This window comes from Shewanella sp. A22, assembly GCF_053850585.1.
Genome location: NZ_JBSQBN010000017.1, coordinates 1 through 14,065 on the forward strand (window position 1 = coordinate 1; position 14,065 = coordinate 14,065).

The 14,065-nt window shown below is 40.7% G+C and carries 10 protein-coding genes; 5 read left to right on the forward strand and 5 right to left on the reverse strand.

All coding sequences use genetic code 11. The features are described 5' to 3' along the window. Positions 1 to 129: 129 nt before the first annotated feature. Positions 130 to 747, reverse strand: a complete 618-nt coding sequence (locus ACWXWT_RS05035) for a LysE family translocator (protein ID WP_456040526.1) — start codon at positions 745 to 747, stop codon at positions 130 to 132. 122 nt (positions 748 to 869) lie between these two features. On the opposite strand from ACWXWT_RS05035, the gene ACWXWT_RS05040 reads away from it, so the two are divergent. Then, positions 870 to 1,403, forward strand: coding sequence for a thioredoxin family protein (locus ACWXWT_RS05040; RefSeq protein ID WP_456040527.1), 534 nt, complete (start codon positions 870 to 872; stop codon positions 1,401 to 1,403). 129 nt (positions 1,404 to 1,532) lie between these two features. On the opposite strand, the gene ACWXWT_RS05045 is transcribed toward ACWXWT_RS05040, so the two are convergent. Next, positions 1,533 to 4,103 (reverse strand): TonB-dependent receptor plug domain-containing protein, encoded by a 2,571-nt coding sequence (locus tag ACWXWT_RS05045; protein ID WP_456040560.1) that lies wholly within the window; start codon positions 4,101 to 4,103, stop codon positions 1,533 to 1,535. A gap of 466 nt (positions 4,104 to 4,569) precedes the next feature. On the opposite strand from ACWXWT_RS05045, the gene ACWXWT_RS05050 reads away from it, so the two are divergent. Next, positions 4,570 to 6,168, forward strand: a complete 1,599-nt coding sequence (locus ACWXWT_RS05050; RefSeq protein ID WP_456040528.1) for an AMP-binding protein — start codon at positions 4,570 to 4,572, stop codon at positions 6,166 to 6,168. Positions 6,169 to 6,251: 83 nt separating this feature from the next. Here the strand turns inward: ACWXWT_RS05050 and ACWXWT_RS05055 are convergent, their stop codons facing one another. Continuing rightward, positions 6,252 to 8,012, reverse strand: a complete 1,761-nt coding sequence (locus tag ACWXWT_RS05055; RefSeq protein WP_456040561.1) for an ABC transporter transmembrane domain-containing protein — start codon at positions 8,010 to 8,012, stop codon at positions 6,252 to 6,254. Positions 8,013 to 8,189: 177 nt separating this feature from the next. Here ACWXWT_RS05055 and ACWXWT_RS05060 point away from each other — a divergent pair, with 177 nt between their 5' ends. Beyond that, the gene (locus tag ACWXWT_RS05060; protein WP_456040529.1) at positions 8,190 to 8,684 is read left to right on the forward strand and encodes a prepilin-type N-terminal cleavage/methylation domain-containing protein; all 495 of its coding nucleotides are present in this window, start codon (positions 8,190 to 8,192) and stop codon (positions 8,682 to 8,684) included. A 23-nt stretch (positions 8,685 to 8,707) separates the two neighbouring features. On the opposite strand, the gene ACWXWT_RS05065 is transcribed toward ACWXWT_RS05060, so the two are convergent. Next, positions 8,708 to 9,118 (reverse strand): hypothetical protein, encoded by a 411-nt coding sequence (locus tag ACWXWT_RS05065; RefSeq protein WP_456040562.1) that lies wholly within the window; start codon positions 9,116 to 9,118, stop codon positions 8,708 to 8,710. Between the two features lie 192 nt (positions 9,119 to 9,310). On the opposite strand from ACWXWT_RS05065, the gene ACWXWT_RS05070 reads away from it, so the two are divergent. After that, positions 9,311 to 10,468 (forward strand): methyltransferase, encoded by a 1,158-nt coding sequence (locus tag ACWXWT_RS05070; RefSeq protein WP_456040530.1) that lies wholly within the window; start codon positions 9,311 to 9,313, stop codon positions 10,466 to 10,468. 231 nt (positions 10,469 to 10,699) lie between these two features. Here the strand turns inward: ACWXWT_RS05070 and ACWXWT_RS05075 are convergent, their stop codons facing one another. Continuing rightward, the gene (locus ACWXWT_RS05075) at positions 10,700 to 11,440 is read right to left on the reverse strand and encodes a FadR/GntR family transcriptional regulator (protein ID WP_456040531.1); all 741 of its coding nucleotides are present in this window, start codon (positions 11,438 to 11,440) and stop codon (positions 10,700 to 10,702) included. Between the two features lie 400 nt (positions 11,441 to 11,840). Here ACWXWT_RS05075 and ACWXWT_RS05080 point away from each other — a divergent pair, with 400 nt between their 5' ends. Further along, positions 11,841 to 14,063: a chondroitinase-B domain-containing protein gene (locus ACWXWT_RS05080; RefSeq protein WP_456040563.1), complete on the forward strand. Its 2,223-nt coding sequence runs from the start codon at positions 11,841 to 11,843 to the stop codon at positions 14,061 to 14,063. The last annotated feature ends 2 nt before the right edge of the window (positions 14,064 to 14,065 follow it).

Here is a 14,065-nt window from a genome sequence, read left to right on the forward strand (position 1 = left end):
AGATGCTGGAGGTAGAGTAACGCAGGAGCTTGTTACCGAGGATCACTATTCGCTTCAATCATCTGCCTTGCCTACAGCACTTTGAACTCCCGCTGAAAGATCACATATTTAATAGGATTGGTATAAACACTACAAAAGTGTGTAAATCACTCTTATCGAAAGTAAAATAAGTACTATGCCAGATAACCGATCAATCAGCTTTGCTTTTTCGCGTAACCTAGGTAGCACAGCAGAGTGCGACAATAAAAACGCAATAATGGTATACCACAAACCGTCCATCACTAACGGCGTAAACACAATCAAGGTTTGGCCCGCTGTCGTTTGCGCTGCCAAAACAAATTGACTAAATAAAGCTAAAAAAAATAGTAAAATTTTAGGATTAAACAACGATATAGCAAGCCCATCTCGAGCTGCTATCCATAAACTGCTTGGCTCACCAGAAATGAGTTTCTGCTGCATCCCTCCTTTAGAGCCTAGCGCTTGAATCCCCATCCAAGCCAAGTAAATTGCCCCCATGACAGCAATAACATTAAAGACTAAAGGAGATGCTTTTAGCACGGCAGCCAAGCCGAGTAAGGTCACAAGAGCGTAGACACCAATACCAATTGAATGTGCCCAAGCGCAAACCACACCATGTAGACGACCGCCACTAAGCGTATGCCTCACCACCATAGCTAAACTCGGCCCCGGAGACATCGCTCCCAAACAACATATTGCTAATAGCCCCAACCAAGTACTTAACGCCATAACACCTCTTTTTATGGTTATCACAACCGATACAGGTAAAAATACATTTTAACAGCCAATTAAGTATGCGCTGCTAATGTAACCTCACAAGACAACATGATAAAGCTTTATCTAGGAAACCTATGACAACGTTAATGATAATACTGCTCGTGGTGATTTTTACTGCTGTAGCAGGACTTTCCTGGGCTAAATTCCAAGGAAAGTCTATCCCAACCTTAGTGATCATTATGCTTGCATTGATGGGAATGTGTTTTGCGGGAATTATCGCCTTTGTAAATAAAGGAGAGAACTATCTAGCGTACCAAACATTACGCTGGCAGCCGCTTGAACCTGAAAAAATTGCTACCTATGTCAAACAAGGTAAAATTGTATTTGTTGATATCACCGCAGACTGGTGCGTCCCTTGCAAAACCAATAAAGCCAACGTATTGCATCGTGAACAAGTGGTAAAACAATTAAATCAACCACACATTGTACTCATGCAAGGTAACTGGACCAAAGCGGATACTGTCATTGAGCAGTATATGGGACAACAAGCGGTTGCCGGCACACCGTTTAATAAAATCTATGGCGCATCCTACCCAGAAGGTATTGAATTGCCTAAAGCGCTTATAATTAACGATGTATACCAAGCATTATCTTTAGTCGTCAAATAAAATACTTAATCTTGATAACACTGAAGAATATATAGTCTTCAAGACAAATTGCTTAACAAAACGATTGATAATAAAAAGACTGCCGAAGCAGTCTTTTTTATTGGTTTAGCTATTGAATATCGCTAATACTTAGAAGCGGTAATTTACACGGCCATAGTAGTAGCCACCGTTGTAATCGAATGGACCACTTTCGTAGTACACTGCACCTAACTCACCCAATGTGCCGTCTTTTAGCTTCTGCGCTTCTTGATCAAAGATGTTATTAGCACCCACTGAAACAGTTAAGTTATCAAGTACAGCATAACTGACTTCAAGATCGATAGTCACCGCTGCATCAGCCATTTCAGAGCCCCAATCAGACGTATCATCAGCATGGGTTGCATAGTACTCACCGAAGTAATTACCACGTAAAGACATGCTTAAGTCATCCCAGCTTTGTCCCCAAGTAAGGGTAGCTCGGTGTGCAGGAATACCATCTTCTAAACGACGAACTTTACCTTCATCTGTTGTTTCTGAATTGTACTTATCGACACTGGTATCAGTCCAACCATAAGCTAAACTAAATTTCGCATCACCTGACAACATTTCTGTTGTGTATGACCCAACAATATCAATACCTTGAGTTGTAGTATCAAAATCGTTGGTGTAATAAGTTACCGCTGAAATTAACTCTGGGAACTCAACGCCTGCAGCTCGTAATGCATCGTAGTCAGTTGCTTCAACCGCGATTTGGCTAGACTGCGCAATACGACCCGTTACTTCAATATTGTAGTAATCCACTGTTAAGAATAAGTTGTCATACTCATACACAAAACCTGCAGCATAACTTACAGATTCTTCTGGATTTAATACTTCACCGCCATAAAATGCCGCTAATGGATTCGTTGGTGGTGCTATAAAGGTTTGGATCAGGTCACCGTTAACAATCGAAGTTTGGGTATTAACCACGTTTTCTTGGCCAACTGTCGGCGCACGGAAACCGGTACTGTGCGATGCACGAAATGATAATTCATCCGTTGCAATATACTGTGCAGTTAACTTGTAGTTTAACGTGTCACCAAAGGTTGAAAAGTCTTCATAGCGTAATGCTAAGCCAACCAAGAAATCATCAGTTAAGTGCGCTTCTACATCGGCATAAATACCAATATTGCTACGGTCATTTTTACCTGCAGATTCAGGACCAAAACCTTTAAACCCGTGTGATCCGATGTTAAAACCTTGATCGGCATAAGGACCAGCAATCCAAGACGCTTCTTCACCTTGGCCAATCTCGAAAGACTCTTCACGCCACTCAAAACCAGTCGAAAAACTAATATCTTCTAAACTGCCGATAGTAACGTAACGGCTAAAATCGACGTTAACTGTGGTTTCAACTTGCTCGTACGAACCGGTGTCAAAGTCAGTCGGTGTATCTAATCCCATAGATGGGTTAAGTGAGTTTTTTAAACCAAAACTGGCTTTGTTGCTACCAGTACCCGCACTGGCATCATACATCCACTCCCCTAACTCACCTTTAATACCCGCAAAGAAAGACATGTCTTCGATTTTACCAGTGAACTGCGGTGTATACCCACCAGGACGAATTTGGTTCATAGAGAAACAATTTGGATCAGCGACCATCGCTTTATAGGCGTCAGTATCTAGCACATTTCCAACGTTAGCAGGGACATTACCTACCCACGAACAAGATGGGACACCATTTTCAGCTAACCCAACGTCACCAACTAATAGCGTTTCTCCACCATCAACCGAGTAAACATTGCCACGATTATGCGGGTTACGATAATAAAAACCACCTGTTGCTTTGCGTGATGATACATTACCAAAAGCGTATAAATGGGTCTTATCATTAATATCAAAACCAGAGTTTACGAATACGGTAAAATCATCTTCAATTTCAGGGTTACCCCAGGTTTGTGCAGGGTCTTGAATAAATTCGTTACCCGCATCGGCAATTGCAAAAGCATCCGGACGTTGTACACTACGACTGGTTGCATCGGCAGTTTTATATTGCGCACTAATGTTAATAAAACCATCATCTGTTAGCGGTAAACCAACATTACCATCAATCGTTGTTGCAGCGCCGTCACCTTCATAGTATTCGCCCTGACTAACGGTAATAGAACCGCCTTCAGAAGCATCTTTTAATACGAAGTTCATGACGCCCGCAATTGCATCCGAACCATACTGCGCCGCAGCACCGTCACGTAATACTTCAACTTGCTTTAATGCCACGCCAGGAATAACCGAAATGTCTGGGCCTTGAGCACCATCGTTAATGCCACCACCTTGGAAAGCAATAACCGATGCACGATGACGACGTTTGCCGTTAACTAAAATAAGTGTACTGTCTGACGGCAAACCACGTAAGTTCACTGGGCGAACGAGCGTCGCGGCATCACTAATTGGTTGTGCACGAGAGTTAAACGACGGTACAGAGGTCACTAACATATCGATCATGTCTGTGGAGCCGTTTTTCTTAAGGTCGTCACTGCTGATAATATCAACTGGGACAGGTGAGTCACCGATTGAACGAGGTGCAGCACGAGAACCCACCACAGCCATTTTTTCAACGTTTTCTTTAACAACTTCTTCGTCAGCAGCAAAAGCTTGCGAGCTAACAACCGTTCCGGCAAGTGCAAATGAAATGGCCAAACTCAATGAGTTAAAACCAAATGTAGATTTTTTTGATTGCATTATTATTATCTTCCCAACTGCTTATTATTGTTGTGTTTCAACTTGATTTTTAGGTGATTCATTCCTAAAACCAACTTCTTTATAAGTGAAACAATCCTTATTTCGATTACACTTTTATAACAACCAAAACACAATTGCTAACAATTTCTAAAACAAATAAGCAATATCTAAATAATAAATTTACAATGAATACTGTAAATAGCTGATTTTAGGTGATATAGATCACATTATGATTTTTTTTCAACAATCTGTTTTTTGCTCACAAAACAACCAACAAAACTAATGTATATAAAACTTTACGTTTAAAACTGATGTTTTTTTACACATCGGATAAGGTAAAAAATCATCAAAAATCAATTTTACTATCATTCTTTGCCAATTAATCTCGACCCGTGTAGTTTAGTAAAATGAATCTAAACGAACGTTTGATTTTATAACAATAACAACACAAAAATTATAGGGGATATGCATGTCTTATGATGCTGATTCAACACTAGATTTACATCAATACACATCTATCGTCGATCTGATCGAGAGATCCTGTAACAAATTTTCCGACAACATCGCATACGCATGTCTAGGAAAAAACACGACATTTAATGAAATAGAACAAGACTCACGCCATTTTGCTGCTTACTTGCAACATTGCACTAAATTGCAACCAGGAGACAGAGTCGCGATTCAATTACCAAATATTACCCAATTTGTGATCGCAGCTTATGGGGTTATCCGTGCAGGAATGGTGTTGGTGAATACTAATCCAATGTATACAGAACGAGAATTAACCCATCAATTTAATGACTCTGGCGCAAAAGCCTTAGTCATCCTGTCAGATTTATTGCCAACACTACCCAATGTGATCAAAAACACTCCTATAGAGCTGGTAATTTCGACTCATGCAATGGACCTTATTCAGCCACAACCTCAAACAGACACGTCATTTCCAAAAGTGACTTTTATTGACGTATTAGCTGAAGGCGCGAAACATCAATACCAAGCAGTGAAACCAAAACATAGCGATTTAATTGCCTTACAGTACACAGGCGGCACCACAGGCTTATCAAAAGGTGCAATGCTCAACCATGGCAATCTATTAGCTAACTCAGCTCAAGTAAAATCGCGCATTGCCAGCACCATGAATGAAGGACATGATATTTTTGTTGCTCCCTTACCGATTTACCATATTTATGCATTTATGGTTAATTTAGTGCTGTATTTTGAATCTGGCAGTTGTTCTGTACTGATCCCTAATCCACGCGATATAAATGGATTAATCAACACCATGAAAGCCTATCCTTTTACTGGGTTTGCGGGCTTAAATACTTTGTTTGTCGGTTTATGCCATCAACCCGAATTTAAAGCGTTAGATTTCAGTAAAATGACCATTACTATTTCAGGTGGTACGGCATTAACCAGTGCAGCAGCTAACTTATGGCAACAAACCACTGGGTGTATGATTTCAGAAGGCTATGGATTGTCAGAAACCTCTCCTGTAGTTAACTTAAACGCACCAGGCTATCAACGTCTTGGTACAATTGGCAAACCAGTTCTCGGAACCGAAGTACAGATACTCGACATGGACGATAATGAGGTCGCCATTGGACAAGCTGGCGAGTTGGCCGTTCGCGGCCCACAAGTTATGCAAGGTTATTGGAATAAACCACAAGAAACCGCCAAAGTGATGACAACAGAAGGCTTCTTTAAAACCGGTGATATTGCTATTGCCAGTGAAGATGGTTATCACACCATTGTTGATCGCAAAAAAGATATGATCATTGTGTCTGGGTTTAACGTCTATCCCAATGAAGTAGAAGACGTCTTATCGACTCATGAACTAGTACTTGAATGTGCAGTAGTTGGCGTTGAAGATGAGCGTTCTGGTGAAGCCGTTAAAGCAGTGATTGTATTAAAGCAACAGCCCAGCGATTTTGAAGCCATCAAGCAAACCATTAACGACTATTGCCGCAGCCAACTTACAGCATATAAGGTGCCACGAATTATTGAATTTACGGATCAATTACCCAAAAGCACAGTAGGTAAAATTTTACGTAGAGAATTGCGCAAGTAACTGCATCGTATATGGCTCTCATCCCTAAATAAAAAGATGCCTAGGCATCTTTTTATTTATTACATCAGGGCCAATCGTCAAAACTACTTTTGCATCAATAATTGTAAACTGGCAAATTCGCGATATAACGCATTGCTTGTCATTAATTCATTGTGTGTTCCACTGGCAACTAACTGACCTTTATCCATCACAAAGATACGATCTGCATTAATCACGGTCGCTAAGCGATGGGCAATGATCACCGTGGTACGCTTGTCCATTAATGAATCAAGTGCTTGCTTAACTTTTACCTCGCTAACAGCATCCAGTGCGCTAGTTGCCTCATCGAGTAACAATAATGGCCGGTCAGCTAAAATGGCTCTTGCAATAGCAATCCGCTGTTTCTGACCACCGGACAACCGCACCCCTCGCTCTCCTAAATACGTTAAATATCCATCGGGGAACTCACGAATAAACTCATCCGCTTTTGCTGCAATACATGCTTGCATCACCTCTTCATCGCTGGTATCTAAGCGGCCATAACGCACGTTATCCAGCACATTCATGGCAAACACTACCGAATCCTGCGGAACCAAGGCATATTGTTGACGTAACTCATTGAGTGACAAGGTCGAAATATCAACACCATCCAATAAAATCCGCCCCATTTTAGGTTGATAAAATCGCATCATCAATTCAAACATCGTACTCTTACCCGCACCACTTGGGCCAACAAGCGCAACTCGCTCACCGGGTTTAATCGTCAAAGATAACTGCCTGATAACGTCTTGATTCGCATCTGCGGGGTATGCAAACACCACATTATCAAAACGTAATAACCCTTTAATCGGTAATCTGAGTTGATTGGGATTAGGTTGCTGTGGAATATCAATTGGCGTATTTACCAGTTCCATTAACCTTTCCGCAGCACCAGATGCCCGCTGAATTTCACTAAACACCTCGCTAATGGTTGCTACCGCGCCAGCGACCATAACAGCATAAAACATGAATGCAGACAGTTCGCCACCAGTGATATTTCCGGAAACAACATCCTTAGCGCCTACCCAAGTAACAAAGGATATTGCAGCAATGCTTAAAAACATTACCGTCGAGATTAATAACGCACGATATTTTATTCGCCCTTTAGCCACATCCATAACGGCTTCGACTCGACGGGCAAATAACTGACGGTCTTGTCCTTCATGGGTATAGGCTTGCACAGTATGGATCTCGTGCAGTGTTTCATCAATGTATGCACCTAAGTCGCCAACTTTATCTTGGCTCTGTCGAGATAATGTTCTTACTTTACGGCCAAAAAAACTGACAGGTCCTAACACCAAAGGCACGGCTAATAACACTAATGCAGTTAGCTTAACACTGGTAAACCCCATCATGACAATGCCACCTAATACGGTTACACACGATCTCAGAGCCATCGATAAACTAGAACCCACCACGCTTTGAATCAATGTACTATCGGCTGTAAATCGGGATATCACTTCCCCTGTTCGCTGAGTTGCAAAAAAACCCGGCGATAAAGACAACAAATGCTGATAAACCTGTAAGCGAATATCGGCACTAACGCGCTCACCTAACCAAGTCATTAGATAAAAACGACAAAAGACCGCGGTACCACTAACAGCCGTTATGCCGATAATAATCAGCATTATTTCATTTAATCTTCCTGCATTATCAGCAACAAACCCTTCATCAACCATCAGCTTTACACCTTGGCCCAGTGACAACCAAGCAAGTGAGCCAATGAACAAAAATACTATCGAAGCCACAACCTTAGCTTTGTAAGGTGATAAAAAATGTAAAATCCAAGGCAACACCGAAGGTAATAAAGGTTGTTTAGTAGCAATATTGGATGCTGTTGGAGTAGTCGTAGAATTCGTCACAGTATTTACCAGTGTATATAACTAAGATTTGCTGATAGTAACAACAAAATGCAACATTGTAGATGCCTTACTAATCAAGTATGTACATCATTTGTTGACTCCTATTTTCAAACAGATGCTAGCATCAACTAAAAAAACAGTATGAATATCATGATAAAAAACAATATAAATACATCTAACGGCTTTACATTAATTGAATTAGTTGTCGTCATTATCATTTTGGCTATATTAGCCGTTATTGCTGCAAGTAAATTCGTTAATTTCAGAACCGATGCAATTGTATCGACTATGAAAGGAATGGAAACAGCCATGCAATCGGCTGCTACATTAACCTATTCAAAAGCCTCGATTGCCGGAGTAGATAGATTTGCGACGACAACGCTTAATATTGATGGGGTTGATGTTGATTTAGCTTATGGTTACCCCGACGGAACAGCCTCTGGTATTGCAATGCTAATGAATATTCCCGAAGGTGATTGGCAACAACGCGCAAGCACTTTGCCTATAACTGCATGGGTATATTGGCATGGTGTTATAGAAGAAGATGCTGGCAAAGCGCAATGTTATTTACGTTATAGACAAGTTACGTCTGCCAATGACCGCCCAATTATAAATGTTGAAACTAACGGCTGTTAACCGCTAGCAGCCGCTATAATAAATCAGGTCTGCGGGTAACGTTTTTCAATCGCTTTTAAAGAACGTAAGAATAAACCTAATCCACCCAAACTAAGCACTAAAATCACAATTAAGTCGAATGCACTCATGTATGAGAATCGAAAATTAATTGAACTTATCACTCCAAAAATGAGTGCGATAAGTGAACCAAAGGTCAGTAGCCAACCAAATGGGTTTTTAGCATTATAAAACATCAATCCAACCCCAAATATAAACGGGATCATGACCATGCCACTAGTGAGTCCAAATCCACCTAATTGATATAAATGGCTACCGAACCCAAATGAGCTAGTAATTTTGATAGCATTAAGCAACATGTAAAACCCACCACACATCATAGCCAAACCAATAAAAAACGGCCCAATACCACCACTTGTTCCACCAGCACCTTTCATCACGTCACCTAGAAACTGTTTATTCAATTCACAATTTACTTAACAGCTTAATGAATAGCAAACTTTGCCTCTATAACCTAAGTCTCGCGCTATCTGGTGATATCTGAGATAATGCTAAGTATCTCTTGAGCATTCGACTACAAATGCCTCCAGCTTTATAGCATCAATATTTTTTATTTAGGTAATACACCCATGACCACCCAATTTGCTTGTGCAGGCATTGAACTAGAACTATTTCGTTACCCCACTCAACAAGCATCTAATTTACAAGCATGGGACGCCGCTGACGAACATTTAATTAAACACTTAATCGACACTGAGCAACAAGTAGTGCCAACAGCAATACTCAACGACAGCTTTGGTGCGTTAACGTGTGCTTTAGCCAAAATTGATCCGCAATGGCCAATCACACAGGAAACCGATGCAAAAACCAGTTTGCTGGGGTGCCAATTTAATGTGCAACATAACCGCCTCTCCCCATCAAACCTAAAAACGTTAAATAGTCGCGATACACTGCCACAAGGTATCCAACTGGTGTTGGTCAAGTTACCGAAAAACCTTCACTACTTTGCTCAACAGCTGGCGCGCTTGTCGACGGTTTTACCGGCAGGAACCCAAGTGTTAATTGGCGCAAAAGCAAAATCAATTAATGCTGCGTTACTGAGTATCATTGATAAAAATTTAGGCCCAGCAAGTGCCAGCTTAACGTGGAAAAAAACTCGGGTAATTAATTGCATCAGCGACGGAAAAGCTCGCTCAATAGCGAAACCAGTGAGCTGGAAAATTGATGAATTAGGGTTGACCATCAACAACCTAGTTAACGTTTTTGCTGCAAATAAATTAGATATTGGTGCCCGAATCCTGCTTGATAACATGCCAAAAGGAGATTTTAAGCATATTGTCGATCTAGGCTGTGGTAACGGTATTTTGGGGCTTCATGCCAAACAATGTTTTCCCAATGCAGAGGTTCACTTTGTAGACGACTCGGATATGGCAATAACATCAGCGGCATACAATTGGCAAAATAACGCTTTACACAACACCACATCAACTGAGCCACAGGGACATTTTTATTGGGATGATTGTCTGACAAATCTACCTGCTGAAGTGACTCCCGATCTTATTTTATGCAATCCTCCCTTCCATCAAGGTGAAGCCATCACAGATCATATCGCTTGGCAAATGTTTGTCGATGCCCACAAACGTTTAAAAACGGGTGGCATTCTACACGTAGTAGGTAATCGCCACTTAGCTTACCATGTTAAAATTAACCGTATTTTCAAAAACTGCACAACCATTGCTTCCAATGGTAAATTTGTTATTTTACAAGCAAAAAAACAGTCATCCTAACCAGATGCATTAGGTCAATAGCGGTAAAACATCGCCACTACAGCTTGTTAGTCTCTTAAAACTATCCCCATCATACGGTACTAATGTCTTAAATTAAACGTTAATTGGTATGACCAAAAAAAATAAAGCGGGAAGGTTAACAATGTATATTAACCCCTAAGGCATACTCAGGTATCGTAACGACACCTAGTGGTCGAGCCCCAAATCAGCAGAATAAACCAATAAAGTTAATCAGCCTTTAATTTTAACTAAGTTCTCAATCGAGTATAAATCGCGGTTTGCGCTGTTTTTTCGACGCACTTCTTCTAAAGCCTGTTGCTCAAGTTTGTCAAACAACACATTAATTAACCGATTAAAGTGCTTATGCATTGCCAAACGCGCTTCTGCCGCATCATGCAAAGATAACGCCTGATAAATAGCCGTATGCTCTGCTAACGTTTTATTATTATCGGTGCTACAAACAATATTATAATCTTCAATGATTTCATTGCTTGATGAGCGTAGGGTCCACATGTTTTCAAACAGATTAATTAAGGCACCATTACGAGTAGAATAGGCAATAATTTGATGAAACAACTCGTCGGCTTCTTCGACATTTTGCATGTCTTTCATCATAACTAATGTGCCATGAAGCTTTTCAAGCTCATCTTTTGTAATCGTCTTTGCCGCTAAGGCGGCAATTTCACCTTCAACTAAGGCCCGCGCTTGAGTAAGCTCAAAGGCATTAACATTGGTGACACTTACATTTTGCTGTTTGTTGTTAACGACATACACACCAGAACCTGTTTTCACTTCAACTTTTTCACGCACCTCTAGCGCAATAATGGCTTCACGAATGGTTGGCCTGCTGACATCGAACTTTTCTGCAAGCTCCCGCTCTGGGGGTAAACGACTGCCTACTGGATATTCGCCACTGGCGATACCAGCTTCAATCGTATCAACTATTCGCCAAAATAAACGACGGTTTTTCATATACCTTCCTTCGAAAAGTAAAACCAATTTAGTGGTTTAATACTGACATACTATCGGTTAATAGCATGGCAGCAAACAACTAATTAACATGATATGTTAATCACAATATAAAAATAATAGCACATTGTCATACCTTTAAAAACATTGGTAATAACACCAAAATAAAATACCGGGCAATTGGTATAACAATTTGGTTGACATAATGTTAATCATTGGTTAGTTTCTATTCAAGCACAAAGTGTAATTAAAACGTTGTGTTTACGTTAAGAAAAGGAAATCAACTAATCTGGGGAGATTAACGGTGAAACTTAACAAGAAAAGCCAAGTGCAGATAAGTCATTCAAATAATAAAACGCCATCATCATCGCATTGGCTGTTCACTCAGTTGTTAGTCTTATTAATGCTTTGCGCACCATCAACCTTGGTGCAGGCAAAGGATCGCTTAGTGGCAACACAAGCTGAATACAAAACGGCACTAAAGCAAGTTGAACCTGGCGATAAAATCATTTTAAAAAATGGTACATGGCAAAACTTTGAAGTGTTGTTTATGGCTAAAGGTACTGCTGACTCACCAATTGAATTAACAGCCGAAACTAAAGGCAAGGTGATCCTGTCTGGCCAATCTAACTTAAAACTGGCTGGCGAATATTTACAGGTTTCTGGGTTAGTCTTTAAAAATGGTTACACTCCTAGCAATGAAGTCATCGCCTTTAGAAAAAATAAAAAACAACTGGCCTTTCACTCTCGTGTAACCGAAGTCGTTATTGATAATTATAGTAATCCAGACAGACAAGAGTCAGATTACTGGGTCAGTTTATATGGTCAGAATAATAGACTTGATCACAACAACTTTGTTGGTAAACGCAACGTGGGCGTTACCGTTGCAGTGCGTTTAGACAGTAAAGACAGCCAGCAAAACCATCACAGAATAGATCATAATTATTTTGGACCTCGTCCAATATTAGGGTCTAACGGTGGCGAAACACTTAGAATTGGCACCAGTCACTACTCGCTAACAGACTCATTTACTGTCGTTGAAAATAATTACTTTGATCGCTGCGATGGCGAAGTGGAAATTATCTCGGTTAAATCAGGTAAAAACCGTATTCAAAACAATCTATTTTACCAAGCTCGCGGCACATTAACCTTAAGACACGGCAACGGTAATACTATCGACAGCAATGTGTTTTTAGGTAATGGCGTAGATCATACTGGCGGGATCCGGGTCATTAACCGCGATCAAATCATTACCAACAATTACCTAGAAGGATTAACTGGCAATCGATTTGGTAGTGGTTTTACCATCATGAATGGCGTACCGAACTCATCGATTAATCGCTATCATCAAGTGGTCAATGCCAATATTAACCACAACAGCTTTATTAACCTCGACCATATTGAGCTCGCAGCGGGAAGTGACACTGAACGTTCAGCAGTGCCTTTAGACAGCACATTAAGTCAAAACTTGTTTATTAGCCCAGCAGCACCCTTTACTTTGCACGATGATGTTAGCGGCCTAACCTTTACAGATAACCTCAGTAACTTTGCCAGCAAAGATCTCAATCCATCAATGGCAAAAGGTATTAGTTCAAAAAATATCACTATGAAACGCGCAGCTAACGGCTTGCTATATCCAAGCGATGCAAGTCTTGCACAATATGGTGCCAGTAAAAATTTAATCCCAACATTAAAGCAAGAAACCGGTGCATCTTGGTATCCCAAAACTGAGCCTACTGTCGCATTTCAATCAGGTAACATCATCAAAGTCAATGCAACCGACGATGAACTCGCCAGCGCAGTTGCACAAGCTCAATCAGGCGATACCTTATTGCTAAATGATGGCAGCTATAATGTCAGCAGAATATTGGCTATCAGTAAAACCTTAACCTTTAAAGCTGCAAACCCTCGTCAAGCCATTATTAGTTTTGAGCGCCCAAGCTTATTTGAAATTCAAGACAACGGCAGCTTGCAACTAGATGGATTAGTCATCAACGGTCTTAACAGCCCTGACTCTGCTGGCAATAGCGTAGTTAGGACCCGCAAATGGGGCATGTTAATCAACTACCGTTTTGAAATGACTAACAGCATCGTTGAACAACTTAATGTGAATCATTCATTCCATTTCTTTGACTCTGGAAGTCGCGCCTTTGCCGATATGATTAATATTAACCACAATCAGTTCCGTCATATTACTGGGGATTTATTTCGCCTAAATAAAGAAACTGATGACTTAGGGATTTATAACGCCGAATACCTCACGCTGAACAATAATCAGTTTGAAGATATTGAAGGTGCTGTTGCTTCTGTATACCGAGGCGGTACAGACGAAAGTACTTTTGGGCCACATGTGTCTGTTAACCACAATGTGTTCACTCAAGTAGGCCTAGGTAAGCGGAATAAAACGGGGGCGAGTTTGAAGTTGCATGGGGTGCAAATGAGCCAAGTAGAAGACAATAAATTTAATAATAGTGCACCTATTATTGTTGAGCACACTGTCGGTGAACCCAAAACACGTATTGCCAATAATGAATTCAACAATACTGCTAGCCCACAAGTGACCGAACTGGTTGCAGCTGGCAAACACACTGCAGATATCAACAACAATAAAGTGCAAAAACTATGAAC

What these genes read in the sequence shown, in the direction of transcription:
- ACWXWT_RS05035 (WP_456040526.1), bottom strand. Translation starts at nt 747, where the DNA reads ATGGCGTTAAGTACTTGGTTGGGGCTATTAGCAATATGTTGTTTGGGA.
- ACWXWT_RS05040 (WP_456040527.1), top strand. Translation starts at nt 870, where the DNA reads ATGACAACGTTAATGATAATACTGCTCGTGGTGATTTTTACTGCTGTA.
- ACWXWT_RS05050 (WP_456040528.1), top strand. Translation starts at nt 4,570, where the DNA reads ATGTCTTATGATGCTGATTCAACACTAGATTTACATCAATACACATCT.
- ACWXWT_RS05060 (WP_456040529.1), top strand. Translation starts at nt 8,190, where the DNA reads ATGAATATCATGATAAAAAACAATATAAATACATCTAACGGCTTTACA.
- ACWXWT_RS05065 (WP_456040562.1), bottom strand. Translation starts at nt 9,118, where the DNA reads ATGAAAGGTGCTGGTGGAACAAGTGGTGGTATTGGGCCGTTTTTTATT.
- ACWXWT_RS05070 (WP_456040530.1), top strand. Translation starts at nt 9,311, where the DNA reads ATGACCACCCAATTTGCTTGTGCAGGCATTGAACTAGAACTATTTCGT.
- ACWXWT_RS05075 (WP_456040531.1), bottom strand. Translation starts at nt 11,440, where the DNA reads ATGAAAAACCGTCGTTTATTTTGGCGAATAGTTGATACGATTGAAGCT.
- ACWXWT_RS05080 (WP_456040563.1), top strand. Translation starts at nt 11,841, where the DNA reads ATGCTTTGCGCACCATCAACCTTGGTGCAGGCAAAGGATCGCTTAGTG.